The sequence below is a fragment of the Escherichia sp. WS2035 genome, assembly GCF_046487065.1.
Taxonomy (GTDB): Bacteria; Pseudomonadota; Gammaproteobacteria; order Enterobacterales; family Enterobacteriaceae; genus Escherichia; species Escherichia coli.
In genome coordinates this window covers 252,081-278,718 of the sequence record NZ_JBJQKD010000005.1, presented here as the reverse complement: position 1 = coordinate 278,718, position 26,638 = coordinate 252,081, and the positions used below count along the sequence as shown (strand labels likewise).

The window sequence follows — 26,638 nt, the reverse complement described above, 5'->3', positions numbered from 1 at the left end:
ATTCAACAGGTGATCAATAAACTGAATTTACGACCACGTAAATGTTTAGGTTGGAAAACACCTTATGAAGTTTACTTCAAAAAATCGTTGCACTTGGTTTGACAATTCAAGTCTTTAATCTCACAATATCGGGAAATTCACTGGGTTTTCATGGTGTCACGCTCCTGGTATTCCCAGGCAGTAGAATTGCTCATGTGCCCTACGGCGACATTATTGTCTGATGTTGAACCCATTGAGAATCTGGTCAAGACCGTACGTTCCGGCAATACGCACTCAGAGCGTATCAGCGCCATGCTGACCTCTCCGGCAATGACTGAAACTCATAATTTTAGCTATCGCTCCGTCATTCTCACTCTTTCAGAGCGCAAGGTACTGCGGCTATTAGGTAAAGGATGGGGCATCAACCAGATAGCTTCATTGCTTAAGAAAAGTAATAAAACTATTAGCGCCCAAAAAAACAGTGCGATGCGTCGACTGGCAATTCACAGCAACGCTGAAATGTATGCATGGATAAATAGCGCGCAGGGTGCAAGAGAACTTAACTTGCCTTCTGTTTATGGAGATGCCGCAGAATGGAACACAGCCGAATTAAGAAGAGAAATGTCGCACTCATAGAAAAATGCGTCATGAGTCGTATCGGTATTGAGAGTTTATTCAGAAAGTTTGCGGGTAACCCTTATAAGCTCCATACCTATACCAGTCAGGAGTCATTTCAGGATGCCATGTCGCGGATCTCATTTGCGGCGGTCATTTTTTCTTTTTCTGCCATGAGAAGTGCGCGCAGAGAGGGATTATCCTGCCTGACTGAACTGGCGATTAAGTTTCCGCGTACCCGGCGTTTAGTTATTGCGGATGATGATATTGAAGCTCGGCTGATTGGTTCATTATCGCCATCACCGCTGGACGGTGTATTAAGTAAAGCGTCAACGCTGGAGATTTTTCATCAGGAACTCTTTTTGTCATTAAATGGTGTACGTCAGGCGACCGATCGACTGAACAATCAGTGGTACATTAACCAAAGCCGGACGCTAAGCCCGACGGAGAGAGAAATATTGCGCTTTATGTCGCGTGGCTACTCAATGACACAAATTGCCGAGCAGCTTAAACGCAATATCAAAACGATCCGTGCACATAAATTTAATGTGATGTCGAAACTGGGCGTCAGTTCTGATGCAGGGTTGTTGGAGGCCGCAGATATTCTGTTATGTATGCGGCATTGCGAAACAAGTAATGTGTTGCATCCTTATTAATCCGCATGATGCCGGGTTTACTTCCCCGGCAGTGTTTTCATTTCAGCGTACAATCGCCACATTGCTGCACATCCGGTAAGCGATAACGCTGGCAGCAAGTGCGGCGCACCAGCAGGCCGTCGCGTAGCACCACGGTACGCCAGAGTGGATTATCTTCACCGGTAGTAAGCGTTTTCTCAAAAAAGAGGGCATGGCGCAGCGATTCAACTGTCGCCTCGCCGAGCAGCTGTTTCATCTCAGTCAGATACCAGTTGATCAAATAACCGGTATTGCTCCAGATAAGTTTGCCGTTAATCTCTCCCGTTGCTTCTAGTGCCTGCACAACCGGAACAAGCGCCTGGCTGATTAACGTTTCCATTCGCTGCTGCGGCGAATGTAGTGTTGCGTTTTTATCTTCACACACATCGACCCAGAAACAGGCGGCGCGTCCGGTTTCGTGAAACTCAACGTGGACGTGTTCCGGCGACACATCTAATGCTTTTTCCTTAGTCAGCAGCGCCAGCATTAATGGTGGTACCATCAGGCCGATATACCATTGCGCCCACAGTGAGATCAGCGGTTTGTTTTCGCGGATCATCAAAGGTTGGTTGCGGTAGATATGATCGGAATAGACCGCGAGTAGAGAACTTAGCGCATTCGGTGATGACCATTGCGCCAGCGTCATGGCGTTAAGTGGGGCGGGTTCATCCAGGCGGATAAACTCCAGCAAATGTTCACGATGTTCGGCGATCGCCGCCCGCACGGCTTGTGCAAGCCCAGCATCCTGCGGCTGGAGATGCGTTCGCCAGATAACATCTTCATAGAGCGGTGCGGAACGATAGGCCATAATCGTGATAGTAATCTAAATGATAATGATTGCTAATCCTATCGATAGGTTTACCCGATAGCAAGGGATTTCTCTGGCTTGCAAATGATAAAAATTATCATATGATATTGGTTATCATTATCAATGAAAGAGATGAAACCATGTTGCAACGTACGCTGGGCAGTGGCTGGGGAGTGTTGCTGCCGGGATTGCTGATTACAGGGCTGATGTATGCGGATTTATCGCCGGATCAATGGCGGATTGTCATTCTGATGGGATTGGTATTGACGCCGGTGATGCTGTATCACAAACAGTTACGGCATTACGTTTTGCTACCATCGTGCCTGGCGCTTATTGCTGGCATCATGCTGATGATAATGAATTTGAATCAGGGGTGATAAAACAGTGAAGAGACAAGAAAAGAAGTAAAGATAATTGGTGCGAGGGGGGGGACTTGAACCCCCACGTCCGTAAGGACACTAACACCTGAAGCTAGCGCGTCTACCAATTCCGCCACCTTCGCACAGTCATCTTACTTTTTTTGATATTGCCTCGTTTGGTGCGAGGGGGGGGACTTGAACCCCCACGTCCGTAAGAACACTAACACCTGAAGCTAGCGCGTCTACCAATTCCGCCACCTTCGCCCAGTGCGAGCAATATCAACGTGGTTTTTGGTGCGAGGGGGGGGACTTGAACCCCCACGTCCGTAAGGACACTAACACCTGAAGCTAGCGCGTCTACCAATTCCGCCACCTTCGCATACCATCAATTCTTAAAAAGAATTGCTACCACGGAGGCGCATTCTAGTGGTTTTCAGCTTTTCGTCAATAGTTAATTATCGACAGAGGTGTAATTGCTGGAAAAATGTCCATCAGCGGATTGTGGATAATTCGTTTGTCGGTCAGATAAGGCGTGTACGCCGCATCCAACACGGTATGCGGCGACAGATATCAGATACTTAACCTTTCTTCGCCTGGCGGGTCATAATGGCGCGATACACCTTGAAGCGCCCGGTTTGCGCAATCACTTCGTGGAAACCAAATGTCTCATCCAGCACGTCCGGGTAAGGCAGGAAGGCGTTCGCTACAATTCGCAGCTCGCCGCCGCTATTAAGATGACGCACCGCGCCGCGAATCAGCGTTTGCGCCGCATCCAGGCTGGTTTGCATCCCATCGTGGAACGGCGGGTTGGAGATGATCATATCAAAACGACCTTTCACCTCGGAAAAGACGTTGCTGGCAAAGACTTCACCTTCAACACTGTTGGCAGCAAGTGTTGCGCGACTGGCTTCTACCGCTGGTGCAGAAACATCACACAGAGTGAGGCGGATCTTCGGTGAATGGCGCGCAAAAGCAACGGAAAGAACGCCTGCGCCGCAGCCGACATCCAGCACTTTACCTTTCGTGTGCGGGGTTAGCGTCGAGAGCAACAACTGACTGCCGACATCCAGACCGTCGCGGCTAAACACGCCCGGCAGCGTTTTGACCGTCAAGCCATCGACGCTGTATTCGCCCCAGAATTTATTGGCATCAAATACCGGCTGCTTTTCCAGACGACCAAAATAGAGGCCGCAGCGACGGGCGCTGTCTACCTTATTCAACGGCGCATAATCGGCCAGCATCTGCTCGGCGCTGCGCACGCCGCTGCGGTTCTCGCCAACGACAAAAATATCCGTGCCCACCGGAAGCAGAGAAAGTAAATTCATCAACTGGAACTGGGCTTCCGGTTTATTCTTCGGCCAGTAGTAAATCAAAGTATCGCAATCAGCGACATCATCCGCCGTGGCGACCAGGCTAAAACGGGCGTTATCCCCCATCTGGCGGTTTAACACCTGCCAGTGGTGGAATTGCTGGGTATGAGCACGGCTGGCCGCGGTATCTAAACGCGCGGGCAGGTCATCCTGTAAGTCTCCGGCAAACAGAATACGGCTTTGTTCGAAATCATCACTGTGACGCAGCAAGACTTCACTTGCCGGGGTAAATGCAGACATGGAATGCTCCTCAATTGATACTGGCGGCGATTATAGCCATATGTTGGCGCGGTATCGACGAATTTGCTATATTTGCGCCCCTGACAACAGGAGCGATTCGCTATGACATCCCGACGAGACTGGCAGTTACAGCAACTGGGCATTACCCAGTGGTCGCTGCGTCGCCCTGGCGCGTTGCAGGGGGAGATTGCCATTGCGATCCCGCCACACGTCCGTCTGGTGATGGTGGCAAACGATCTTCCCGCCCTGACCGATCCTCTGGTGAGCGATGTTCTGCGTGCGTTAACCGTCAGCCCCGATCAAGTGCTGCAACTGACGCCAGAAAAAATCGCGATGCTGCCGCAAGGCAGCCGCTGCAACAGCTGGCGGTTGGGTACTGACGAACCGCTATCACTGGAAGGCGCTCAGGTGACATCACCGGCGCTCACCGAATTACGGGCAAACCCAACGGCACGCGCCGCGTTATGGCAACAAATTTGCACATATGAACACGATTTCTTCCCTCGAAACGACTGATTTACCAGCGGCTTTCCACATTGAACAACGCGCCCACACCTTTCCGTGGAGTGAAAAAACCTTTGCCAGCAACCAGGGCGAGCGCTATCTCAACTTTCAGTTAACGCAAAACGGCAAAATGGCGGCGTTTGCGATTACGCAAGTGGTGCTGGATGAAGCTACATTGTTCAATATTGCGGTCGATCCTGACTATCAGCGTCAGGGACTGGGAAGGGCGCTGCTGGAACATCTGATCGACGAACTGGAAAAACGCGGCGTGGCGACGCTATGGCTGGAAGTCCGTGCCTCAAATGCTGCCGCCATTGCCCTGTACGAAAGTTTAGGCTTTAACGAGGCGACGATTCGCCGCAATTACTACCCCACCACGGACGGTCGCGAAGACGCCATCATCATGGCGTTACCAATCAGTATGTAAGACAAGGTGGAATAATGAAGTGGGACTGGATTTTCTTTGATGCCGATGAAACGCTGTTTACCTTTGACTCATTCACCGGCCTGCAGCGGATGTTTCTTGATTACAGCGTCACCTTTACCGCTGAAGATTTTCAGGACTATCAGGCCGTTAACAAGCCACTGTGGGTGGATTATCAAAACGGCGTGATCACTTCATTACAGCTTCAGCACGGGCGGTTTGAGAGCTGGGCCGAACGGCTGAACGTCGAACCGGGTAAACTCAACGAGGCCTTTATTAATGCGATGGCGGAAATCTGTACGCCGTTGCCGGGGGCGGTTTCCCTGCTTAACGCCATTCGTGGCAACGCCAAAATCGGCATCATCACCAACGGCTTTAGCGCCTTGCAACAGGTGCGTCTGGAACGCACGGGCCTGCGTGATTACTTCGATTTGCTGGTGATTTCCGAAGAAGTTGGCGTTGCCAAACCGAATAAGAAAATTTTCGATTATGCGCTGGAACAGGCGGGCAATCCTGACTGTTCACGCGTGCTGATGGTTGGCGACACTGCTGAGTCCGATATTCTCGGTGGCATCAACGCCGGGCTTGCGACCTGCTGGCTGAATGCGCACAATCGCGAGCAACCAGAAGGCATCGCGCCCACCTGGACCGTTTCTTCGTTGCACGAACTGGAGCAGCTCCTGTGTAAACACTGATTGCCTCCCCCCCGTTGATGGGTAAAATAGCCGCAATTTTTCGTTTTCAACAAGCGCGGCGCGATGCCGCTTACTCAAGAAGAAAGAATTATGACGTTGTCTCCTTATTTGCAAGAGGTGGCGAAGCGCCGCACTTTTGCCATTATTTCTCACCCGGATGCCGGTAAGACTACCATCACCGAGAAGGTGCTGCTGTTCGGACAGGCCATTCAGACCGCCGGTACAGTAAAAGGCCGTGGCTCTAACCAGCACGCTAAGTCGGACTGGATGGAGATGGAAAAGCAGCGTGGGATCTCCATCACTACGTCTGTGATGCAGTTTCCGTATCACGACTGCCTGGTTAACTTGCTCGATACCCCGGGGCACGAAGACTTCTCGGAAGATACCTATCGTACCCTGACGGCGGTGGACTGCTGTCTGATGGTTATCGACGCCGCAAAAGGTGTAGAAGATCGTACCCGTAAGCTGATGGAAGTTACCCGTCTGCGCGATACGCCGATCCTCACCTTTATGAACAAACTTGACCGTGATATCCGCGACCCGATGGAACTGCTCGATGAAGTTGAGAACGAGCTGAAAATCGGCTGCGCACCGATCACCTGGCCGATTGGCTGCGGCAAGCTGTTTAAAGGCGTTTACCACCTTTATAAAGATGAAACCTATCTCTATCAGAGCGGTAAAGGCCACACCATTCAGGAAGTCCGCATTGTTAAAGGGCTGAATAACCCGGATCTCGACGCTGCGGTTGGTGAAGATCTGGCACAGCAGCTGCGTGACGAACTGGAGCTGGTGAAAGGCGCGTCTAATGAGTTCGACAAAGAGCTGTTCCTTGCGGGCGAAATCACCCCGGTATTCTTTGGTACTGCGCTGGGTAACTTCGGCGTCGATCATATGCTGGATGGCCTGGTGGAGTGGGCGCCTGCGCCGATGCCGCGTCAGACCGATACCCGTACCGTAGAAGCGAGCGAAGATAAATTTACCGGCTTCGTATTTAAAATTCAGGCCAACATGGACCCGAAACACCGCGACCGCGTGGCGTTTATGCGCGTGGTATCCGGTAAATATGAAAAAGGCATGAAGCTGCGCCAGGTGCGCACCGCGAAAGATGTAGTGATCTCCGACGCGCTGACCTTTATGGCAGGCGATCGTTCGCACGTTGAAGAAGCGTATCCGGGCGATATTCTCGGCCTGCACAACCACGGCACCATTCAGATCGGCGATACCTTTACCCAGGGTGAGATGATGAAGTTCACCGGTATTCCGAACTTCGCGCCAGAACTGTTCCGTCGTATCCGCCTGAAAGATCCGCTGAAGCAAAAACAGCTGCTCAAAGGGCTGGTACAGCTTTCCGAAGAGGGCGCGGTGCAGGTGTTCCGTCCGATCTCCAACAACGATCTGATCGTTGGTGCGGTTGGTGTGCTGCAGTTTGATGTGGTGGTAGCGCGCCTGAAGAGCGAATACAACGTTGAAGCAGTGTATGAGTCAGTCAACGTTGCCACCGCCCGCTGGGTAGAATGTGCGGACGCGAAGAAATTCGAAGAGTTCAAGCGTAAGAACGAAAGCCAACTGGCGCTTGATGGTGGCGATAACCTCGCTTACATCGCTACCAGCATGGTCAATCTGCGCCTGGCGCAGGAACGTTATCCGGACGTTCAGTTCCACCAGACCCGCGAGCATTAATTCTAGCCTCCAGGGCGCGGTAGCCGCTGCGCCCTGTCAATTTCCCTTCCTTATTAGCCGCTTACGGAATGTTCTTAAAACATTCACTTTTGCTTATGTTTTAGCTGATATCCCGAGCGGTTTCAAAATTGTGATCTATATTTAACAAAGTAATGACATTTCTGACGGCGTTAAATACCGTTCAATGCGTAGATATCAGTATCTAAAGCCGTCGATTGTCATTCTACCGATATTAATAACTGATTCAGAGGCTGTAATGGTCGTTATTCATCACCCATCGCTTTTGTGATGGCGACCATTGACTTCTGTAGAGGGTGAAGTCTCTCCCTATTCAGCAATGCAACCTCGTGTTGCCAGGCTCAAATTACGAGCAAACATACAGGAATAAATCGATGACTATGACAAGACTGAAGATTTCGAAAACTCTGCTGGCTGTAATGTTGACTTCTGCCGTCGCGACCGGCTCTGCCTACGCAGAAAACAACGCGCAGACTACCAATGAAAGCGCAGGGCAAAAAGTCGATAGCTCTATGAATAAAGTCGGTAATTTCATGGATGACAGTGCCATCACCGCGAAAGTGAAGGCGGCCCTGGTGGATCATGACAACATCAAGAGCACCGATATCTCTGTCAAAACCGATCAAAAAGTCGTGACCCTGAGCGGTTTCGTTGAAAGCCAGGCTCAGGCCGAAGAGGCGGTGAAAGTGGCGAAAGGTGTTGAGGGCGTGACCTCTGTCAGCGACAAACTGCACGTTCGCGACGCTAAAGAAAGCTCTGTGAAAGGCTATGCGGGTGACACCGCCACCACCAGTGAAACCAAAGCCAAACTGCTGGCGGACGATATCGTCCCTTCCCGTCATGTGAAAGTTGAAACCACCGATGGCGTGGTTCAGCTCTCCGGTACCGTAGATTCTCAGGCACAGAGCGACCGTGCTGAAAGTATCGCCAAAGCGGTAGATGGTGTGAAAAGCGTTAAAAATGATCTGAAAACTAAGTAATTCGTCGTAATTCGACCTCCAGAACTTTGTCGGGAGGCGCGATGTGCACCACACTAAAAATATCGCATTGAGTGATTTTCACGCTCATATCAAGCGGTGACATTAACTATGGTAAAGGAGACGCTTATGTTTCGTTGGGGCATCATATTTCTGGTTATCGCGTTAATCGCCGCCGCACTTGGGTTTGGTGGTCTGGCCGGTACTGCTGCAGGCGCAGCTAAAATTGTCTTTGTCGTCGGGATTATTCTGTTCCTGGTGAGTTTGTTCATGGGCCGAAAACGCCCCTAGATTTCAGACCATTAAGAAAATTTTATCCAAAGCCAGTCCAGCGGACTGGCTTTTGCGGTTTTAGCGAATAATAAATTGCGTTACTTTGTCATTCTTTCACAACAAAAACAGGAAGGCAGAGGTGGGGCAGCGAATACCTGTAACGCTTGGTAATATTGCGCCGTTGTCGCTAAGGCCGTTCCAGCCTGGACGGATTGCTCTGGTGTGCGAAGGCGGCGGACAGCGTGGAATTTTCACGGCTGGCGTGCTGGATGAGTTTATGCGTGCGCAGTTTAATCCTTTCGATCTTTATCTCGGCACATCTGCCGGGGCGCAGAACCTCTCGGCGTATATCTGCAATCAGCCCGGTTACGCGCGCAAAGTCATCATGCGTTACACCACAAAACGCGAATTTTTCGATCCATTGCGCTTTGTCCGTGGAGGAAATCTTATCGATCTCGACTGGCTGGTGGAGGCCACCGCAAGCCAGATGCCGTTGCAAATGGACACCGCAGCGCGGTTATTTGACAGCGGCAAATCGTTTTATATGTGCGCCTGTCGTCAGGATGACTATGCGCCGAATTACTTTTTGCCAACTAAACAAAACTGGCTGGATGTGATTCGCGCCTCCAGTGCGATACCTGGCTTTTATCGTAGCGGAGTGTCGCTGGAAGGTATTAACTACCTGGATGGTGGGATCAGTGATGCGATCCCGGTTAAAGAGGCGGCAAGGCAGGGAGCAAAAACGTTGGTCGTCATCCGCACTGTGCCGTCACAAATGTACTACACGCCACAGTGGTTCAAACGCATGGAACGCTGGCTGGGTGACAGTAGCCTGCAGCCGCTGGTCAATCTGGTGCAGCATCATGAAACAAGCTATCGTGAGATTCAGCAATTTATTGAGAAACCACCGGGCCAGCTGCGGATATTCGAAATTTATCCGCCGAAGCCATTGCATAGTATTGCGCTCGGCAGTCGGATTCCGGCGCTGCGTGAAGACTATAAACTTGGGCGTTTATGTGGGCGTTATTTTCTGGCAACGGTCGGTAAATTATTGACTGAAAAAGCGCCGCTGAGCCGCCATCTGGTGCCGGTGGTGACGCCGGAGTCGATCGTTATTCCGCCAGCGCCAGTCGCCAACGATACGCTGGTTGCCGAAGTGAGCGACGCTCCGCAGGCGAACGACCCGACATTTAACAATGAGGATCTGGCTTGATTTGCCGTTTTATCGACACCCACTGCCATTTTGATTTCCCGCCGTTTAGTGGCGATGAAGAGGCCAGCCTGCAACGTGCGGCACAAGCGGGCGTAGGCAAGATCATTGTTCCGGCGACAGAGGCGGAAAATTTTGCCCGCGTGCAGGCGTTAGCGGAAAAATATCAACCGCTGTATGCCGCATTGGGCTTGCATCCTGGTATGTTGGAAAAACATAGCGATGTGTCTCTTGATCAGCTACAGCAGGCGCTGGAAAGGCATCCGGCGAAGGTGGTGGCGGTGGGGGAGATCGGTCTGGATCTCTTCGGAGACGATCCGCAATTTGAGAGGCAGCAGTGGTTACTCGACGAACAACTGAAACTGGCGAAACGCTACGATCTGCCGGTGATCCTGCATTCACGACGCACGCACGACAAACTGGCGATGCATCTTAAACGCCACGATTTACCGTGCACTGGCGTGGTTCATGGTTTTTCCGGCAGCCTGCAACAGGCCGAACGGTTTGTGCAACTGGGCTACAAAATTGGCGTAGGCGGGACTATTACCTATCCACGCGCCAGTAAAACCCGCGATGTCATCGCAAAATTACCGCTGGCATCGTTGTTGCTGGAAACCGACGCACCAGATATGCCGCTCAATGGTTTTCAGGGGCAGGCAAACCGCCCGGAACAGGCCGCGCGGGTGTTTGACGTGCTTTGCGAGTTACGCCGGGAACCGGCGGATGAGATTGCGCAAGCGTTGCTTAATAACACCTATACGTTGTTTAACGTGCCGTAGGCCGGACAAGGCGTTTACGCCGCATCCGGCAGCTGGCGCACAATGCCTGATGCGACGCTGACGCGTCTTATCATGCCTACAAGTCTGTGCCGAACCGTAGGCCGGATAAGGCGTTTACGCCGCATCCGGCAGCTGGCGCACAATGCCTGATGCGACGCTTGACGCGTCTTATCAGGCCTACAGGCCTGCGCCGAACCGTAGGCCGGATAAGGCGTTTACGCCGCATCCGGCATATCAAAGATACAGCGCCGGAAATATCAACCTGCTCACTCCGCGCTCCCGTAATGAATCAGCCAACCTCTCAACGTCTTCCGGCGTGGCGCTCGGCCAGCTTTGCGCCTCGCCATACACGCCGTGGGCATGAAACGCGTTCAGGCGTACCGGAACATCACCAAGTCCCTTGATTAACGCCGCCAGTTCTTCGATGTGTTGCAAATAATCCACCTGGCCAGGGATTACCAGCAAACGCAGTTCCGCCAGCTTACCGCGCTCTGCCAGCAAACAGATGCTGCGCTTGATCTGCTGATTATCGCGTCCGGTTAATTGCTGATGACATTCGCTCCCCCACGCTTTGAGATCGAGCATTGCGCCGTCACACGCCGGGAGCAATTTTTCCCAGCCGGTTTCGCTCAACATGCCGTTACTGTCCACGAGGCAGGTGAGATGGCACAGTTGCGGATCGTTTTTGATGGCAGTAAACAGCGCCACCACAAACGGCAACTGGGTCGTGGCTTCGCCGCCGCTTACCGTTATCCCTTCAATAAACAGAACCGCTTTGCGGACATGGTTAAGCACCTCGTCCACGCTCATGGATTGCGCCATTGGCGTAGCATGTTGCGGACACATCTTCAGGCAGGTATCACATTGCTCGCAGACAGCCGCGCTCCACGCCACTTTGCCGTCGACAATCTGCAACGCCTGATGCGGACACTGCGGCACGCACTCTCCGCAATCATTACAGCGCCCCATCGTCCACGGATTGTGACAGTTTTTGCAGCGCAGATTGCAGCCCTGCAAAAACAGAGCCAGACGACTGCCTGGCCCGTCAACGCAGGAGAAGGGGATAATCTTACTGACTAAAGCGCATCTGCTGTTCATGGCTTATCACGCGCGGCTGGCGTTCCAGAATACGAGTGTTGCGTGCGGCTTCTTCTCCCAGCCAGGTGGTGTTGGTGCGTGAACCTTCGGCGCGATATTTTTCTAAATCCGACAAACGCACCATATAACCGGTAACGCGAACCAGATCGTTACCGCTGACATTGGCGGTAAATTCACGCATTCCGGCTTTAAAGGCACCGAGGCAAAGCTGTACCAGCGCCTGCGGATTACGTTTGATGGTTTCGTCGAGCGTCAGAATGTCGCTGATGCCGGAATAATAATAAGCATGATGCGGGGCGACAGTTTGCAGATGGGTAATCGGATCTGGCTCATCACCATATGGCAAACGCGCGCCCGGCGTGGTGCCGATATCGGAACTGATCCCCGACTGTGCGTGTAACATGGCGCGTTTTTGCCAGCCATATTTCACGGGGGTATTGGCGACAAACTCCGCCAGTTGCGCGCTAATGCGATAACCCACTTCATTTGCGGCGGCCTCTTTACCGTAGCGTGCGGCAATCCCTTCTTTTTCACACAGCAAGTTAACCGCTTCCGCCAGCCCATACATGCCAAACATCGGCACAAAACGTTCAGGATCAATCAACCCTTCTTTCACCAGGAAGCTATTCTCAAAGAAGTGTGATTGTTGATAGAGGAATTCACACCGCGCATCGATGATGGCGATCTGCTGTTGGCAGTAGTGCGGTAGAGTGCGCGTAAAGAAGTCATCCAGCGATTCGCTGCGCTCGGCAATGGCTTTCAGGTTAAGGCGTACCAGCGTGCTGCCACCACCCGCCAGCGGCAGTGAGTTGTAACAGCTCACAATCCCGTAGCCCCCTTTTGTGAAAATTTTATCATGCACCGGACCGTTGGCGATGTGCGGTTTGCTACATTCACAGACGTTTTTCGCCACTTCCAGCAGCAGGTCATCAGGGGTGATATCAGGATCGTAGATAAAGGTCAGGTTCGGTGAAACCTGCTTCAGCTCTGCGTCTGCACGTAATATTGCACGGGTAATGGGCGAATCAGACGGACCGATATTGGCATGCATAAAGGCGTCTGGCAGGGTTCTGTCGAGGTAACGCCAGAAACGTTTTATTCGAATATCGATCTCGTCTTGTGTTAGAATTCTAACATACGGTTGCAACAACGCATCCAGTTGCCCCAGGTAGACCGGCATCGATGTGACCGACGGTACATGGTGGTAAAGAATGGTCAGCAGAGAGAGTGCGTCATCAAGGTCTTTCGCGCCTTCCAGCTCCAGCCATTCGGAACCGTGCGCCAGAAAACGAGCGTAATCGGGTAAGACATAGCGCGGTTTGTACGGCGCATGACCTTCAAACATATCGCAGATTACCCCCTCATCCAGCGCGCGGCGGGCTTCGGCAGGCAGCTGTGGGTAAGGCAGATTGTTTTCTGCTTCCAGTGCCAGAAAATGGCGCTTCTGCTCCGGGCTAAGTACCGGGCTGGTGACAATTTGCTGGCAACGTTGTTGCAGTGCATTTTCATGAGAAGTGGGCATCTTCTTTTCCTTTTATGCCGAAGGTGATGCGCCATTGTAAGAAGTTTCGTGATGTTCACTTTGATCCTGATGCGTTTGCCACCACTGACGCATTCATTTGAAAGTGAATTATTTGAACCAGATCGCATTACAGTGATGCAAACTTGTAAGTAGATTTCCTTAATTGTGATGTACATCGAAGTGTGTTGCGGAGTAGATGTTAGAATACTAACAAACTCGCAAGGTGAATTTTATTGGCGACAAGCCAGGAGAATGAAATGACTGATCTGAAAGCAAGCAGCCTGCGTGCACTGAAATTGATGGACCTGACCACCCTGAATGACGACGACACCGATGAGAAAGTGATCGCACTGTGTCATCAGGCCAAAACTCCGGTCGGCAATACCGCCGCTATCTGTATCTATCCTCGCTTTATCCCGATTGCTCGCAAAACTCTGAAAGAGCAGGGCACCCCGGAAATCCGTATCGCTACGGTAACTAACTTCCCACACGGTAACGACGACATCGAAATCGCGCTGGCAGAAACCCGTGCGGCAATCGCCTACGGTGCCGATGAAGTTGACGTGGTGTTCCCGTACCGCGCGCTGATGGCAGGTAACGAGCAGGTTGGTTTTGACCTGGTGAAAGCCTGTAAAGAGGCTTGCGCTGCGGCGAACGTACTGCTGAAAGTGATTATTGAAACCGGCGAACTGAAAGACGAAGCGCTGATCCGTAAAGCGTCTGAAATCTCCATCAAAGCGGGTGCTGACTTCATCAAAACCTCTACCGGTAAAGTGGCTGTGAATGCGACGCCGGAAAGCGCGCGCATCATGATGGAAGTGATCCGCGATATGGGCGTAGAAAAAACCGTTGGTTTCAAACCGGCAGGCGGCGTGCGTACTGCGGAAGATGCGCAGAAATATCTCGCCATTGCAGATGAACTGTTCGGTGCTGACTGGGCTGATGCGCGTCACTACCGCTTTGGTGCTTCCAGCTTGCTGGCAAGCCTGCTGAAAGCTCTGGGCCACGGCGACGGTAAGAGCGCCAGCAGCTACTAAGGCTTGATTTGCCGGATGATGCAGCGATGCTCATCCGGTTCCCCGATTACCTCGTCTCTTTTCCACGGGAGGTTACCTTGTTTCTCGCACAAGAAATTATTCGTAAAAAACGTGATGGTCATGCGCTGAGTGATGAAGAAATTCGTTTCTTTATCAACGGCATTCGCGACAACACTATCTCCGAAGGGCAGATTGCCGCCCTCGCGATGACCATTTTCTTCCACGATATGACAATGCCTGAGCGTGTCTCGCTGACCATGGCGATGCGAGATTCAGGAACCGTTCTCGACTGGAAAAGCCTGCATCTGAATGGCCCGATTGTTGATAAACACTCGACCGGCGGTGTCGGCGATGTGACTTCGCTGATGTTGGGGCCAATGGTCGCTGCCTGTGGCGGCTATATTCCGATGATCTCCGGTCGCGGCCTCGGTCATACTGGCGGTACGCTCGACAAACTGGAATCCATCCCTGGCTTCGACATTTTCCCGGATGACAACCGTTTCCGCGAAATTATTAAAGACGTCGGCGTGGCGATTATCGGCCAGACCAGCTCACTGGCTCCGGCGGATAAACGTTTCTACGCGACCCGCGATATTACCGCAACCGTGGATTCAATCCCGCTGATCACCGCCTCTATTCTGGCGAAGAAACTGGCGGAAGGTCTGGACGCGCTGGTGATGGACGTGAAAGTGGGTAGCGGCGCGTTTATGCCGACCTACGAACTCTCTGAAGCCCTTGCCGAAGCGATTGTTGGCGTGGCTAACGGCGCTGGCGTGCGCACCACCGCGCTGCTCACCGATATGAATCAGGTACTGGCCTCCAGTGCAGGTAACGCGGTTGAAGTTCGTGAAGCGGTGCAGTTCCTGACGGGTGAACATCGTAACCCGCGTCTGTTTGATGTCACGATGGCACTGTGCGTGGAGATGCTGATCTCCGGCAAACTGGCGAAAAATGACGCCGAAGCGCGCGCGAAATTGCAGGCGGTGCTGGACAACGGTAAAGCGGCAGAAGTCTTTGGTCGTATGGTCGCGGCACAAAAAGGCCCGACCGACTTCGTTGAGAACTACGCGAAGTATCTGCCGACAGCGATGCTGACGAAAGCAGTCTATGCTGATACCGAAGGGTTTGTCAGTGAAATGGATACCCGCGCACTGGGGATGGCAGTGGTTGCAATGGGCGGCGGACGCCGTCAGGCATCTGACACCATCGATTACAGCGTCGGCTTTACTGATATGGCGCGTCTGGGCGACCAGGTAGACGGTCAGCGTCCGCTGGCAGTTATCCACGCGAAAGACGAAAACAGCTGGCAGGAAGCGGCGAAAGCGGTGAAAGCGGCAATTAAACTTGCCGATAAAGCACCGGAAAGCACACCAACTGTCTATCGCCGCATCAGCGAATAACGGTATACTGATCCGATCATTTAAATTTGAAGCACTGAGTACGGAGAACATATGAAACGTGCATTTATTATGGTGCTGGACTCATTCGGCATCGGCGCTACAGAAGATGCAGAACGCTTTGGTGACGTCGGGGCTGACACCCTGGGTCATATCGCAGAAGCTTGTGCCAAAGGCGAAGCTGACCACGGTCGTAAAGGCCCGCTCAATCTGCCAAATCTGACCCGTCTTGGGCTGGCGAAAGCACACGAAGGTTCTACCGGTTTCATTCCGGCGGGAATGGATGGCAACGCTGAAGTTATCGGCGCGTACGCATGGGCGCACGAAATGTCATCCGGTAAAGACACCCCGTCTGGTCACTGGGAAATTGCTGGTGTGCCGGTTCTGTTTGAGTGGGGATACTTCTCCGATCACGAAAACAGCTTCCCGCAAGAGTTGCTGGATAAACTGGTCGAACGCGCTAATCTGCCGGGTTACCTCGGTAACTGCCACTCTTCCGGTACGGTCATTCTGGATCAACTGGGCGAAGAGCATATGAAAACCGGCAAGCCGATTTTCTATACCTCCGCTGACTCCGTGTTCCAGATTGCCTGCCATGAAGAAACCTTTGGCCTGGATAAACTCTACGAGCTGTGCGAAATCGCCCGTGAAGAGCTGACCAACGGCGGCTACAACATCGGTCGTGTTATCGCTCGTCCGTTTATCGGCGACAAAGCCGGTAACTTCCAGCGTACTGGTAACCGTCACGACCTGGCTGTTGAGCCGCCAGCACCGACCGTGCTGCAGAAACTGGTTGATGAAAAACACGGCCAGGTGGTTTCGGTCGGTAAAATTGCAGACATCTATGCCAACTGCGGTATCACCAAAAAAGTGAAAGCGACCGGGCTGGACGCGCTGTTTGACGCCACCATCAAAGAGATGAAAGAAGCGGGTGATAACACCATCGTCTTCACCAACTTCGTTGACTTCGACTCTTCCTGGGGCCACCGCCGCGACGTCGCCGGTTATGCTGCGGGTCTGGAACTGTTCGACCGCCGTCTGCCGGAGCTGATGTCTTTGCTGCGCGATGACGATATTCTGATTCTCACTGCTGACCACGGTTGTGACCCGACCTGGACCGGTACTGACCACACGCGTGAACACATTCCGGTACTGGTTTACGGCCCGAAAGTGAAACCAGGTTCGCTGGGTCATCGTGAAACCTTCGCGGATATCGGCCAGACTCTGGCAAAATATTTTGGTACTTCTGATATGGAATATGGCAAAGCCATGTTCTGATGGATTTGGGCGGAGCAGTGACTCCGCCTTTAATATGTCACAAAAAGGATAAAACGATGGCTACTCCACACATTAATGCAGAAATGGGCGATTTTGCTGACGTAGTTTTGATGCCAGGCGACCCGCTGCGTGCGAAGTATATTGCTGAAACTTTCCTTGAAGATGCCCGTGAAGTGAACAACGTTCGCGGTATGCTGGGCTTCACTGGTACTTACAAAGGCCGCAAAATTTCCGTAATGGGCCACGGTATGGGTATCCCGTCCTGCTCCATCTACACCAAAGAACTGATCACTGATTTCGGCGTGAAGAAAATTATCCGCGTGGGTTCCTGTGGCGCTGTTCTGCCGCACGTAAAACTGCGCGACGTCGTTATCGGTATGGGTGCCTGCACCGATTCCAAAGTTAACCGCATCCGTTTTAAAGACCATGACTTTGCCGCTATCGCTGACTTCGACATGGTGCGTAACGCGGTAGACGCGGCAAAAGCACTGGGCGTTGATGCTCGCGTTGGTAACCTGTTCTCCGCTGACCTGTTCTACTCTCCGGACGGCGAAATGTTCGACGTGATGGAAAAATACGGCATCCTCGGCGTGGAAATGGAAGCGGCGGGTATCTACGGCGTCGCTGCAGAATTTGGCGCGAAAGCCCTGACCATCTGCACCGTGTCTGACCACATCCGCACTCACGAGCAGACCACTGCCGCTGAGCGTCAGACCACCTTCAACGACATGATCAAAATCGCGCTGGAATCCGTTCTGCTGGGCGATAAAGAGTAATTGTGTTTTGCTGAAAGGCGATTGTCGTGTGAAGCCGGAGTGGGAGACTGCTCCGGCTTTTTAGTATTTATTCATTTATCTCTCCAGCTTGAATATTTTCGCTATACTTTTCAGTGAAATATGTTAATAAATCTATTCAAGTATCTATTCACGAATCTATTCATTAATGAGCGAACTGACCGATCTTTTACTGCAAGGGCCGCGTTCTGCCCCGGAATTGCGCCAGCGTCTGGCAATCAGTCAGGCGACGTTCTCACGCCTTGTTGCCAGAGAAAATCGGGTGATTCGCTTTGGTAAAGCACGGGCAACGCGATATGTACTGCTGCGTCCTTATCGCGGAATTGAGCGTATTCCCGTCTGGCGGGTGGACGATGCCGGAAAGGCGCATAAATTCGCCGACATCCGGTTGTGCTGGCCACAGGGAAGTTGTCTGGTAACAGGCGCAGATGGCGACGAACAGTGGTTTGATGGTTTGCCCTGGTATTTGACCGATCTCCGACCGCAGGGCTTTTTAGGGCGCGCGTGGGGCAGAAAGTTAGCCGCGCAACTGAATCTGACTGATGATATACGTCTCTGGCAGGAAGAAGATGTGCTCTACGCCCTGACCGTATTTAACGGTGAATATACTGGCGGTTGGTTGGTCGGGGAGGGGAATTATCAGCGATGGATTACTGCACAACGCCCTGCGGAAATTCCTTTGGATCAAAAACTCACCCGTTACGAACAGTTGGCAAGCGATGCTCTGGCTGGAGAAATTGTGGGTTCTTCTGCGGGCGGCGAGCAGCCAAAATTTACCTGCTATGCACAAACGCCGTCAGGCAATAAACATGTGTTGGTGAAATTCACCGTGCCACAGCAAACCGCAGTCAGCCAACGTTGGGGGGACCTGCTAATTGCTGAATCTATTGCCGCGCAAATCCTGCGTGACGGCGGGATCCACGCCATCGAGTCAACGGTGCTTGTAACAAGTAACAGGCAGGTATTCCTGGAAGCGGAACGCTTTGACTGCAAAGGTAACGATGGTCGCTTGCCCATTGTGTCGCTGGAGGCGGTGCAAAGTGAGTTTATCTCTTCTCCGGGATCGTGGCCGGAGGCAATGCGGCATTTGTGTGAGCAACAACTTGTCACTCACCAGAGCGTGGCGCAAACAGAAGTGATCTGGGCGTTTGGGCGACTTATCGCCAACAGCGATATGCACGCAGGCAATTTATCATTTTATTTATCTGAACCACCATTTGCGCTGACACCCGTCTACGACATGCTGCCGATGGCCTATGCGCCAAACAGCGCCGGAATGCTGCGTGATGCTGCCATTGAGGTGAAGTTTGATCTTAACATCAGTAAAAGCGCATGGTTAACGGCGATCCCGCTGGCGCAGCAGTTCTGGCAAACGGTCGCCAGAGATCCGCGTATCAGCGAGGCGTTTCGCCACATTGCGCAAGAAATGCCGGAAAAAATCCGGCAAATCGAAGAGAAAGTTACCCGCATGGGTGGGTAACTACCGCACCGCCCCTGCCATCCATGCCGACAACTCCCGTAGCTCTTTTTCCTGTTCCTGGAAGTCAACCAGCAGCGCTTCGCACTCCTGTTGCAGCATATCCGCGCGGTACAGACAGCCTTGCAGTCGCCCGGCGAGGGCTTCCAGCGGCGCGGGGTTGAGACTGTCGGTAAACACCTGGGCGCGGGTGATATGGCCTTTTTCAACGTCGAAATGCAGTTCCACGCCGCCCCAGGTAAAGCGTTCATCCAGCAGATGCGAGAATGCCGGAGCCTGACCGAAGTTCCATTCCCAGCTACTCTGGCGGGCAAAGGTTTCGGCGAAGTTTGGCAAGTCTGGCGTTTTGTCCGGGGAGATGATTTCCGCTTCCACGCGCTCGCCATAATGGGCGAAAAAGGCCTCGGTTATGGCCTCGCAAACCTGCTCATGGGTGATCCCCGGTAGCAATTCGGTCAGATTGGTCACGCGGGAACGCACTGAGGTAATGCCTTTCGCCGCCAGTTTCTTTTTATCCGGATTGAGATAGTTTGCCAGGCGGCTAAGGTCGGCATTGAGCAGCAAAGTGCCGTGGTGGAAGCCACGATCTTTGGTTTCGCGATAGGCCGAGCCTGAGACTTTGCGGTCGCCTTCGGCGGTTTTCACCACCAGATCGTTACGCCCGGAAGCTTCGGCGCTGACGCCAAGCGCGTTCAGCGCATTGAGCACAATCGACGTGGAGATAGTTTTATCGTACTCCGGCTTGCCAGCCATAAAGGTAAAACAGGTATTGCCGAGATCGTGGAACACCGCGCCGCCACCGCTACTGCGCCGCGCCAGGCGGACGTTATCTTCTTCCATCCGCCGGGTATTACACTCTTTCCACGGGTTCTGCGCACGACCAATCACTACCGTGTCGGCATTGCGCCAGAGAAACAGAACGCGCTGCGTGGCGGGCATCTGGCGAAAAATACACTCCTCTACCGCCAGGTTAAACCACGGGTCGTAAGAGTCAGAGATGAGCAGGCGTAATGTGGACATAACGATTTCCTTTCTTGTAGTAATGGGTCACTCTTTTTTCTCGCTTTCTTCCTCTTCCGGCACCGGTTTGCTGGCGGTTAACAGGAAGGGCGATTGCTGCCAGCGGGTGCGTTTACCCTGTAGCAGCGTGCGGGTCAGCACTACGCCGATTGCCAGCGAGAGCAGCAACATCAGGCGTAAAATGTTAGTGGTGTTATCCACCTGTTGGGCTTCGGTGGCGAGCGTATGGGTGTCGAGCGTCAGGCGCAGATAGCCGAGCGGTCCGTTTTTACCCGCAATGGGTTCGACAATCTGCTGATTAAAATAGCCGCCCGCTTTTTTGCCGTCGAGCGCCAGCCGGTCGCGCACGTCGACGCTTTCGCCAGAACGGGCGATAAGATCGCCTTGTTCATCATATACGCCTGCGTCGAGAATGCGGCTTTCATCCGTTAACTGATCGAGGATCGCCTGAATGCGTTTTTCATCCGGTGAGTCGGTACGCATCAGCGGTGCAACGTTTAGCGTCACCTGCCGCGCCAGGGTGCGGGCCAGTTCTTCCAGTTGCGGATTACGCTGTCGCTGGTGGTTTTGACTAAACCATGACGCCCCCTGCATCAGCGCCACTAACAAGGCAAGACAGAACAGGACAATCACTGCCCGATGCAGCCGGAATTTCAGTTTTGTGCGAGCCATCTTCCACCCTTTGAAAATTTGAGACTTAATGTTGCCAGAAGCAATGGATACAAGGTAGCCTCATGCGTTATTTTCCCTGCTTCGAACGATTTTACAGGAGCCTTAATGCCTAACATTACCTGGTGCGACTTGCCTGAAGATGTCTCTTTATGGCCTGGTCTGCCTCTTTCATTAAGTGGTGATGAAGTGATGCCACTGGATTACCACGCAGGTCGTAGCGGCTGGCTGCTGTATGGTCGTGGGCTGGATAAACAACGTCTGACCCAATACCAGAGCAAACTGGGCGCGGCTATGGTGATTGTTGCCGCCTGGTGCGTGGAAGATTATCAGGTGATTCGTCTGGCAGGTTCACTCACTGCGCGGGCTACGCGCCTGGCCCATGAAGCGCAACTGGATGTCGCACCGCTGGGGAAAATCCCACACCTGCGCACGCCGGGTTTGCTGGTGATGGACATGGATTCCACCGCCATCCAGATTGAATGTATTGATGAAATTGCCAAACTGGCCGGAACGGGCGAGAGGGTGGCGGAGGTAACCGAACGGGCGATGCGCGGCGAACTCGATTTTACCGCCAGCCTGCGCAGCCGCGTGGCGACGCTGAAAGGCGCTGACGCCAATATTCTGCAACAGGTGCGTGAAAATCTGCCGCTGATGTCAGGCTTAACGCAGCTGGTACTCAAGCTGGAAACGCTGGGCTGGAAAGTGGCGATTGCCTCCGGCGGCTTTACTTTCTTTGCTGAATACCTGCGCGACAAGCTGCGCCTGACAGCCGTGGTAGCCAATGAACTGGAGATCATGGACGGTAAATTTACCGGCAATGTGATCGGCGACATCGTTGACGCGCAATATAAAGCGAAAACCCTGACCCGCCTCGCGCAGGAGTATGAAATCCCGCTGGCGCAGACCGTGGCGATTGGCGATGGAGCCAATGACCTGCCGATGATCAAAGCGGCAGGGCTGGGGATTGCCTACCATGCCAAGCCAAAAGTGAATGAAAAGACGGAAGTCACCATCCGTCACGCTGACCTGATGGGGGTATTCTGCATCCTCTCTGGCAGCCTGAATCAGAAGTAATTGTCCGCCCGTCATCCTGCGGGCGGCACAGCATTAACGAGGTACATCGTGGCAAAAGCTCCAAAACGCGCCTTTGTTTGTAATGAATGCGGGGCCGATTATCCGCGCTGGCAGGGGCAGTGCAGTGCCTGTCATGCCTGGAACACCATCACCGAGGTGCGTCTTGCAGCGTCGCCAACGGTGGCGCGTAACGAGCGTCTCAGTGGCTATGCCGGTAGCGCCGGAGTGGCAAAAGTCCAGAAACTTTCCGACATCAGCCTTGAAGAGCTGCCGCGTTTTTCCACCGGATTTAAAGAGTTCGACCGCGTATTAGGCGGCGGCGTGGTGCCGGGAAGCGCCATTCTGATTGGCGGTAACCCTGGTGCGGGGAAATCCACGCTGTTGCTGCAAACGCTGTGCAAACTGGCGCAGCAGATGAAAACGCTGTATGTCACCGGCGAAGAGTCGCTGCAACAGGTGGCAATGCGCGCTCATCGCCTTGGCCTGCCGACTGACAATCTTAATATGCTGTCGGAAACCAGCATCGAGCAGATCTGCCTGATTGCCGAAGAAGAGCAACCGAAGCTGATGGTAATTGACTCCATCCAGGTGATGCATATGGCGGATGTACAATCATCGCCTGGCAGCGTGGCACAGGTGCGTGAAACGGCGGCTTATCTGACGCGCTTCGCCAAAACGCGCGGTGTGGCGATTGTCATGGTTGGGCACGTAACCAAAGATGGCTCGCTGGCTGGCCCTAAAGTGCTGGAACACTGTATCGACTGTTCGGTGCTTTTGGATGGCGATGCCGACTCCCGTTTTCGCACCTTACGCAGCCATAAAAACCGCTTCGGCGCGGTGAATGAGCTGGGTGTCTTTGCAATGACCGAGCAGGGGCTGCGTGAAGTCAGCAACCCTTCGGCAATTTTCTTAAGTCGCGGCGATGAAGTGACCTCCGGTAGCTCAGTGATGGTAGTGTGGGAAGGAACGCGTCCGCTGCTGGTGGAGATTCAGGCGCTCGTCGATCACTCGATGATGGCGAATCCACGCCGCGTGGCAGTCGGGCTGGAGCAAAACCGTCTGGCAATCCTGCTGGCGGTGCTTCACCGTCACGGTGGTCTACAAATGGCCGATCAGGATGTGTTTGTTAACGTGGTCGGTGGCGTGAAGGTGACGGAAACCAGTGCCGATTTAGCGTTACTGCTGGCGATGGTTTCCAGCCTGCGTGACAGACCGCTACCGCAGGATCTGGTGGTGTTTGGTGAAGTCGGGCTGGCAGGGGAGATCCGCCCGGTGCCCAGCGGCCAGGAACGAATCTCAGAAGCGGCGAAACACGGTTTTCGCCGGGCGATTGTTCCGGCGGCTAACGTGCCGAAAAAAACGCCGGAAGGGATGCAGATTTTTGGCGTTAAAAAACTCTCCGACGCGCTTAGCGTGTTCGACGACTTATAATGAGAGATACGGAGGGAGATATGTCGTCATTTGATTACCTGAAAACTGCCATCAAGCAACAGGGCTGCACGCTACAGCAGGTAGCTGATGCCAGCGGTATGACCAAAGGGTATTTAAGCCAGTTACTGAATGCCAAAATTAAAAGCCCCAGCGCACAAAAGCTGGAGGCATTGCACCGTTATTTGGGACTTGAATTTCCCCGGCAGAAGAAAACGATCGGTGTCGTATTCGGTAAGTTTTACCCGCTGCATACCGGACATATCTACCTTATCCAGCGCGCCTGTAGCCAGGTTGACGAGCTGCATATCATTATGGGTTTTGACGATACCCGCGACCGCGCATTGTTCGAAGACAGCGCCATGTCGCAGCAGCCCACGGTGCCGGATCGTCTGCGCTGGCTATTGCAAACCTTTAAATATCAGAAAAATATCCGTATTCATGCTTTCAATGAAGAGGGCATGGAGCCATATCCACACGGCTGGGATGTATGGAGCAACGGCATCAAAAAGTTTATGGCTGAAAAAGGGATTCAGCCGGACCTGATCTACACCTCGGAAGAAGCCGATGCGCCACAGTATATGGAACATCTGGGGATCGAGACGGTGCTGGTCGATCCGAAGCGTACCTTTATGAGTATCAGCGGTGCGCAGATCCGCGAAAACCCGTTCCGCTACTGGGAATATATTCCTACGGAAGTGAAGCCATTCTTTGTGCGTACCGTGGCGATCCTCGGTGGTGAATCGAGCGGTAAATCCACCCTGGTAAACAAACTTGCCAATATCTTCAACACTACCAGTGCGTGGGAATATGGTCGTGATTATGTCTTTTCGCACCTCGGTGGCGATGAGATCGCGTTGCAGTATTCCGACTACGATAAAATCGCGCTGGGACATGCGCAATATATTGATTTTGCAGTGAAATATGCCAATAAAGTGGCGTTTATCGACACCGATTTTGTCACTACCCAGGCGTTCTGCAAAAAGTACGAAGGGCGTGAGCATCCGTTTGTGCAGGCGTTGATTGATGAATACCGTTTCGATCTGGTGATCCTGCTGGAGAACAACACGCCGTGGGTGGCGGATGGTTTACGCAGCCTCGGCAGTTCGGTGGATCGCAAAGAGTTCCAGAACTTGCTGGTGGAGATGCTGGAAGAGAACAATATCGAATTCGTGCGGGTTGAAGAGGACGATTACGACAGCCGTTTTCTGCGCTGCGTGGAGCTGGTGCGGGAGATGATGGGGGAGCAGAGGTAAGAACCAATGCCTGATGCGACGCTTACCGCGTCTTATCAGGCCTGGAGATTCACAACGTATTGAAATTGCTTGGTTTGTAGGCCGGATAAGGCGTTTACGCCGCATCCGGCATTTTACGCATTACTTCGCAATACGCTTGTACTTGATACGCTTCGGCTCCAGCGCGTCTGCGCCCAGCGTGCGTTTCTTGTACTCTTCGTACTCGGTAAAGTTACCTTCGAAGAACTCAACTTTACCTTCATCCTGGTAATCCAGAATGTGCGTGGCGATACGGTCGAGGAACCAACGGTCGTGCGAGATAACCATCGCGCAGCCCGGGAACTCCAGCAGGGCGTTTTCCAGCGCGCACAGGGTTTCGATATCCAGGTCGTTGGTTGGTTCGTCGAGCAGCAGCATGTTGCCGCCAACCTGCAGCAGCTTCGCCAGATGCAGACGACCGCGCTCACCGCCGGAGAGTTCGCCAACGCGTTTACCCTGATCAACCCCTTTAAAGTTAAAGCGGCCAACGTAGGCGCGGCTCGGCATCTCGGTGTTGCCGATCTTCATGATATCCAGCCCGCCGGAAACTTCTTCCCAAACGGTTTTGCTGTTATCCATTGAGTCACGGAACTGATCAACCGACGCCAGTTTCACTGTTTCACCCAAAGTGATGGTGCCGCTGTCCGGCTGTTCCTGACCAGAGATCATACGGAACAGCGTCGATTTACCCGCACCGTTCGGACCGATGATCCCGACGATCGCTCCTTTCGGGATCGAGAAGCTCAGGGAGTCAATCAGCAGACGATCACCATAGGATTTACGCAGGTTGCTGACTTCCAGCACTTTATCGCCCAGACGCGGTCCAGGTGGAATAAACAGTTCGTTGGTTTCGTTACGTTTCTGATATTCGGTGCTGTTGAGTTCTTCAAAGCGCGCCAGACGTGCTTTACCTTTTGACTGACGGCCTTTAGTTCCCTGACGTACCCACTCCAGCTCTTTCTCGATCGACTTACGACGCGCCGCTTCTTGTGAAGCTTCCTGCGCCAGACGCTGATCTTTCTGCTCCAGCCAGGAGGAGTAGTTACCTTCCCACGGAATACCTTCACCGCGGTCAAGTTCGAGGATCCAGCCCGCAACGTTATCGAGGAAGTAACGGTCGTGGGTAATCGCCACCACGGTGCCTTCGAAGTCGTGCAGGAAGCGCTCCAGCCACGCTACGGATTCCGCATCCAGGTGGTTGGTCGGTTCGTCGAGCAGCAGCATGTCTGGTTTTTCCAGCAGCAGGCGGCACAACGCCACGCGACGACGCTCACCACCGGAAAGGTTAGCGATTTTCGCATCCCAGTCCGGCAGACGCAGCGCATCCGCCGCACGCTCCAGCTGAACGTTCAGGTTGTGACCGTCGTGAGCCTGAATGATCTCTTCCAGACGGCCTTGTTCAGCGGCCAGCTTGTCAAAATCGGCATCCGGATCGGCATACAGCGCATACACTTCATCCAGGCGTTTCAGGGCGTTAACCACTTCAGAAACCGCTTCTTCAATGGACTCACGAACGGTGTGTTCCGGGTTCAGCTGCGGTTCCTGCGGCAGATAACCAATCTTGATGTCTGGCTGCGGACGCGCTTCACCTTCGATGTCTTTATCAATGCCCGCCATAATGCGCAGCAGGGTGGACTTACCCGCGCCGTTCAGACCCAGGACACCAATTTTTGCCCCAGGGAAGAAACTCAGAGAGATGTTTTTCAAAATATGACGTTTCGGCGGAACAACTTTGCCGACACGATGCATGGTATAAACGAATTGAGCCACGTTGGACTTCGCCTCTATGTTTATCGTGATGATGAGTTTTCAAAGGCGAAGTGTAGCCTGTTTCCCTGTCTAATCCCAGCCAGTCGATCACCCCGTAAAAGTAAAAAAGTGTCCGTAACGTGGCGTAAACGGCAATGACTGGTTAGCATAAATCTATTACGCGGCATGACGCTGCATTGATGTATTTACACT

At 53.0% G+C, this 26,638-nt stretch carries 25 protein-coding genes, 3 tRNA genes and 2 pseudogenes; 20 read left to right on the top strand and 10 right to left on the bottom strand.

Annotated elements, in window-relative coordinates; all coding sequences use genetic code 11:
- The 3 genes and pseudogenes from ACJHX4_RS11675 to bglJ all read left to right on the top strand — a co-directional run.
- Positions 1 to 102, top strand: a pseudogene (locus ACJHX4_RS11675) (IS30 family transposase); the annotation flags it as partial.
- A 3-nt stretch (positions 103 to 105) separates the two neighbouring features.
- A pseudogene (locus ACJHX4_RS11670) lies at positions 106 to 615 on the top strand (helix-turn-helix domain-containing protein); the annotation flags it as partial.
- A complete protein-coding gene (bglJ, locus tag ACJHX4_RS11665; RefSeq protein ID WP_001311355.1) occupies positions 573 to 1,250 on the top strand; it encodes a DNA-binding transcriptional activator BglJ in 678 nt (225 codons plus the stop codon). The pseudogene ACJHX4_RS11670 and the gene bglJ, both read left to right, overlap by 43 nt.
- A gap of 37 nt (positions 1,251 to 1,287) precedes the next feature.
- Here the strand turns inward: bglJ and fhuF are convergent, their stop codons facing one another.
- Entirely contained in the window at positions 1,288 to 2,076 is a 789-nt protein-coding gene (gene fhuF, locus ACJHX4_RS11660; protein ID WP_001531310.1) for a siderophore-iron reductase FhuF, read from the bottom strand.
- 140 nt (positions 2,077 to 2,216) lie between these two features.
- Here fhuF and ACJHX4_RS11655 point away from each other — a divergent pair, with 140 nt between their 5' ends.
- Entirely contained in the window at positions 2,217 to 2,453 is a 237-nt protein-coding gene (locus ACJHX4_RS11655) for a DUF1435 domain-containing protein (protein ID WP_001531311.1), read from the top strand.
- Between the two features lie 38 nt (positions 2,454 to 2,491).
- Here ACJHX4_RS11655 and ACJHX4_RS11650 read toward each other — a convergent pair.
- The 4 genes from ACJHX4_RS11650 to rsmC form a co-directional block, all read right to left on the bottom strand.
- Positions 2,492 to 2,578, bottom strand: a tRNA-Leu gene (locus tag ACJHX4_RS11650).
- 34 nt (positions 2,579 to 2,612) lie between these two features.
- Positions 2,613 to 2,699, bottom strand: a tRNA-Leu gene (locus ACJHX4_RS11645).
- A 28-nt stretch (positions 2,700 to 2,727) separates the two neighbouring features.
- Positions 2,728 to 2,814 (bottom strand) — tRNA-Leu (locus tag ACJHX4_RS11640).
- Between the two features lie 199 nt (positions 2,815 to 3,013).
- Entirely contained in the window at positions 3,014 to 4,045 is a 1,032-nt protein-coding gene (gene rsmC / locus ACJHX4_RS11635; RefSeq protein ID WP_001272297.1) for a 16S rRNA (guanine(1207)-N(2))-methyltransferase RsmC, read from the bottom strand.
- A gap of 102 nt (positions 4,046 to 4,147) precedes the next feature.
- On the opposite strand from rsmC, the gene holD reads away from it, so the two are divergent.
- From holD to ACJHX4_RS11595, 8 genes are all read left to right on the top strand, one after another.
- Positions 4,148 to 4,561, top strand: coding sequence for a DNA polymerase III subunit psi (holD, locus tag ACJHX4_RS11630; RefSeq protein ID WP_000204031.1), 414 nt, complete (start codon positions 4,148 to 4,150; stop codon positions 4,559 to 4,561).
- The gene (gene rimI, locus ACJHX4_RS11625) at positions 4,530 to 4,976 is read left to right on the top strand and encodes a ribosomal protein S18-alanine N-acetyltransferase (protein ID WP_001092452.1); all 447 of its coding nucleotides are present in this window, start codon (positions 4,530 to 4,532) and stop codon (positions 4,974 to 4,976) included. The genes holD and rimI overlap by 32 nt, the downstream gene beginning before the upstream one ends.
- Positions 4,977 to 4,990: 14 nt before the next feature.
- Entirely contained in the window at positions 4,991 to 5,668 is a 678-nt protein-coding gene (yjjG, locus tag ACJHX4_RS11620; protein ID WP_000870722.1) for a pyrimidine 5'-nucleotidase, read from the top strand.
- Between the two features lie 90 nt (positions 5,669 to 5,758).
- The gene (prfC, locus tag ACJHX4_RS11615) at positions 5,759 to 7,348 is read left to right on the top strand and encodes a peptide chain release factor 3 (RefSeq protein ID WP_000175940.1); all 1,590 of its coding nucleotides are present in this window, start codon (positions 5,759 to 5,761) and stop codon (positions 7,346 to 7,348) included.
- Between the two features lie 392 nt (positions 7,349 to 7,740).
- The gene (gene osmY, locus ACJHX4_RS11610; RefSeq protein WP_001531357.1) at positions 7,741 to 8,346 is read left to right on the top strand and encodes a molecular chaperone OsmY; all 606 of its coding nucleotides are present in this window, start codon (positions 7,741 to 7,743) and stop codon (positions 8,344 to 8,346) included.
- 126 nt (positions 8,347 to 8,472) lie between these two features.
- Positions 8,473 to 8,634, top strand: coding sequence for a DUF1328 domain-containing protein (locus tag ACJHX4_RS11605; RefSeq protein ID WP_000490275.1), 162 nt, complete (start codon positions 8,473 to 8,475; stop codon positions 8,632 to 8,634).
- A 121-nt stretch (positions 8,635 to 8,755) separates the two neighbouring features.
- Complete coding sequence (locus ACJHX4_RS11600) at positions 8,756 to 9,829, top strand: patatin family protein (protein WP_001298490.1); 1,074 nt, start codon at positions 8,756 to 8,758, stop codon at positions 9,827 to 9,829.
- Entirely contained in the window at positions 9,826 to 10,605 is a 780-nt protein-coding gene (locus ACJHX4_RS11595; RefSeq protein WP_000563043.1) for a metal-dependent hydrolase, read from the top strand. Before ACJHX4_RS11600 ends, ACJHX4_RS11595 begins: the two co-directional genes overlap by 4 nt.
- Positions 10,606 to 10,839: 234 nt before the next feature.
- Here the strand turns inward: ACJHX4_RS11595 and ACJHX4_RS11590 are convergent, their stop codons facing one another.
- Complete coding sequence (locus ACJHX4_RS11590) at positions 10,840 to 11,703, bottom strand: YjjW family glycine radical enzyme activase (protein ID WP_001088370.1); 864 nt, start codon at positions 11,701 to 11,703, stop codon at positions 10,840 to 10,842.
- Positions 11,675 to 13,225 (bottom strand): YjjI family glycine radical enzyme, encoded by a 1,551-nt coding sequence (locus tag ACJHX4_RS11585; RefSeq protein ID WP_001143221.1) that lies wholly within the window; start codon positions 13,223 to 13,225, stop codon positions 11,675 to 11,677. The genes ACJHX4_RS11590 and ACJHX4_RS11585 overlap by 29 nt, the downstream gene beginning before the upstream one ends.
- Before the next feature lie 257 nt (positions 13,226 to 13,482).
- Here ACJHX4_RS11585 and deoC point away from each other — a divergent pair, with 257 nt between their 5' ends.
- From deoC to yjjJ, 5 genes are all read left to right on the top strand, one after another.
- Entirely contained in the window at positions 13,483 to 14,262 is a 780-nt protein-coding gene (deoC, locus tag ACJHX4_RS11580) for a deoxyribose-phosphate aldolase (protein WP_001295412.1), read from the top strand.
- 77 nt (positions 14,263 to 14,339) lie between these two features.
- Positions 14,340 to 15,662, top strand: coding sequence for a thymidine phosphorylase (deoA, locus tag ACJHX4_RS11575; RefSeq protein ID WP_000477800.1), 1,323 nt, complete (start codon positions 14,340 to 14,342; stop codon positions 15,660 to 15,662).
- 51 nt (positions 15,663 to 15,713) lie between these two features.
- Positions 15,714 to 16,937 carry a phosphopentomutase gene (gene deoB / locus ACJHX4_RS11570; RefSeq protein ID WP_000816460.1) on the top strand — a complete coding sequence of 408 codons (1,224 nt, stop codon included), beginning with the start codon at positions 15,714 to 15,716 and terminating at the stop codon, positions 16,935 to 16,937.
- Between the two features lie 56 nt (positions 16,938 to 16,993).
- Positions 16,994 to 17,713 (top strand): purine-nucleoside phosphorylase, encoded by a 720-nt coding sequence (gene deoD, locus ACJHX4_RS11565; RefSeq protein WP_000224879.1) that lies wholly within the window; start codon positions 16,994 to 16,996, stop codon positions 17,711 to 17,713.
- 166 nt (positions 17,714 to 17,879) lie between these two features.
- Positions 17,880 to 19,211: a type II toxin-antitoxin system HipA family toxin YjjJ gene (gene yjjJ / locus ACJHX4_RS11560; RefSeq protein ID WP_001293116.1), complete on the top strand. Its 1,332-nt coding sequence runs from the start codon at positions 17,880 to 17,882 to the stop codon at positions 19,209 to 19,211.
- Here yjjJ and lplA read toward each other — a convergent pair whose 3' ends face one another.
- Positions 19,212 to 20,228 (bottom strand): lipoate--protein ligase LplA, encoded by a 1,017-nt coding sequence (lplA, locus tag ACJHX4_RS11555; RefSeq protein WP_000105853.1) that lies wholly within the window; start codon positions 20,226 to 20,228, stop codon positions 19,212 to 19,214.
- Between the two features lie 27 nt (positions 20,229 to 20,255).
- Positions 20,256 to 20,900 carry a YtjB family periplasmic protein gene (locus tag ACJHX4_RS11550; protein WP_000124608.1) on the bottom strand — a complete coding sequence of 215 codons (645 nt, stop codon included), beginning with the start codon at positions 20,898 to 20,900 and terminating at the stop codon, positions 20,256 to 20,258.
- 105 nt (positions 20,901 to 21,005) lie between these two features.
- Here ACJHX4_RS11550 and serB point away from each other — a divergent pair, with 105 nt between their 5' ends.
- From serB to nadR, 3 genes are read left to right on the top strand one after another with little or no spacing between them, the layout of a single operon-like run.
- A complete protein-coding gene (gene serB / locus ACJHX4_RS11545; RefSeq protein WP_001132966.1) occupies positions 21,006 to 21,974 on the top strand; it encodes a phosphoserine phosphatase in 969 nt (322 codons plus the stop codon).
- Positions 21,975 to 22,022: 48 nt separating this feature from the next.
- Complete coding sequence (gene radA, locus ACJHX4_RS11540; RefSeq protein WP_001295751.1) at positions 22,023 to 23,405, top strand: DNA repair protein RadA; 1,383 nt, start codon at positions 22,023 to 22,025, stop codon at positions 23,403 to 23,405.
- 20 nt (positions 23,406 to 23,425) lie between these two features.
- Complete coding sequence (gene nadR, locus ACJHX4_RS11535; protein ID WP_000093834.1) at positions 23,426 to 24,658, top strand: multifunctional transcriptional regulator/nicotinamide-nucleotide adenylyltransferase/ribosylnicotinamide kinase NadR; 1,233 nt, start codon at positions 23,426 to 23,428, stop codon at positions 24,656 to 24,658.
- A 120-nt stretch (positions 24,659 to 24,778) separates the two neighbouring features.
- On the opposite strand, the gene ettA is transcribed toward nadR, so the two are convergent.
- On the bottom strand, positions 24,779 to 26,446 hold the full coding sequence (gene ettA, locus ACJHX4_RS11530; RefSeq protein ID WP_332279024.1) for an energy-dependent translational throttle protein EttA: 1,668 nt from the start codon (positions 26,444 to 26,446) through the stop codon (positions 24,779 to 24,781).
- Positions 26,447 to 26,638: the final 192 nt, after the last annotated feature.

Excerpts from the sequence above, each read along its gene's own strand:
- deoC (WP_001295412.1), top strand. The coding sequence starts at position 13,483 with ATGACTGATCTGAAAGCAAGCAGCCTGCGTGCACTGAAATTGATGGAC.
- deoD (WP_000224879.1), top strand. The coding sequence starts at position 16,994 with ATGGCTACTCCACACATTAATGCAGAAATGGGCGATTTTGCTGACGTA.
- nadR (WP_000093834.1), top strand. The coding sequence starts at position 23,426 with ATGTCGTCATTTGATTACCTGAAAACTGCCATCAAGCAACAGGGCTGC.
- yjjG (WP_000870722.1), top strand. The coding sequence starts at position 4,991 with ATGAAGTGGGACTGGATTTTCTTTGATGCCGATGAAACGCTGTTTACC.
- prfC (WP_000175940.1), top strand. The coding sequence starts at position 5,759 with ATGACGTTGTCTCCTTATTTGCAAGAGGTGGCGAAGCGCCGCACTTTT.
- holD (WP_000204031.1), top strand. The coding sequence starts at position 4,148 with ATGACATCCCGACGAGACTGGCAGTTACAGCAACTGGGCATTACCCAG.
- fhuF (WP_001531310.1), bottom strand. The coding sequence starts at position 2,076 with ATGGCCTATCGTTCCGCACCGCTCTATGAAGATGTTATCTGGCGAACG.
- ACJHX4_RS11590 (WP_001088370.1), bottom strand. The coding sequence starts at position 11,703 with ATGAACAGCAGATGCGCTTTAGTCAGTAAGATTATCCCCTTCTCCTGC.
- ACJHX4_RS11585 (WP_001143221.1), bottom strand. The coding sequence starts at position 13,225 with ATGCCCACTTCTCATGAAAATGCACTGCAACAACGTTGCCAGCAAATT.
- serB (WP_001132966.1), top strand. The coding sequence starts at position 21,006 with ATGCCTAACATTACCTGGTGCGACTTGCCTGAAGATGTCTCTTTATGG.
- lplA (WP_000105853.1), bottom strand. The coding sequence starts at position 20,228 with ATGTCCACATTACGCCTGCTCATCTCTGACTCTTACGACCCGTGGTTT.
- ACJHX4_RS11655 (WP_001531311.1), top strand. The coding sequence starts at position 2,217 with ATGTTGCAACGTACGCTGGGCAGTGGCTGGGGAGTGTTGCTGCCGGGA.
- ACJHX4_RS11550 (WP_000124608.1), bottom strand. The coding sequence starts at position 20,900 with ATGGCTCGCACAAAACTGAAATTCCGGCTGCATCGGGCAGTGATTGTC.
- deoB (WP_000816460.1), top strand. The coding sequence starts at position 15,714 with ATGAAACGTGCATTTATTATGGTGCTGGACTCATTCGGCATCGGCGCT.
- bglJ (WP_001311355.1), top strand. The coding sequence starts at position 573 with ATGGAACACAGCCGAATTAAGAAGAGAAATGTCGCACTCATAGAAAAA.
- ACJHX4_RS11605 (WP_000490275.1), top strand. The coding sequence starts at position 8,473 with ATGTTTCGTTGGGGCATCATATTTCTGGTTATCGCGTTAATCGCCGCC.
- osmY (WP_001531357.1), top strand. The coding sequence starts at position 7,741 with ATGACTATGACAAGACTGAAGATTTCGAAAACTCTGCTGGCTGTAATG.
- rsmC (WP_001272297.1), bottom strand. The coding sequence starts at position 4,045 with ATGTCTGCATTTACCCCGGCAAGTGAAGTCTTGCTGCGTCACAGTGAT.
- yjjJ (WP_001293116.1), top strand. The coding sequence starts at position 17,880 with ATGAGCGAACTGACCGATCTTTTACTGCAAGGGCCGCGTTCTGCCCCG.
- rimI (WP_001092452.1), top strand. The coding sequence starts at position 4,530 with ATGAACACGATTTCTTCCCTCGAAACGACTGATTTACCAGCGGCTTTC.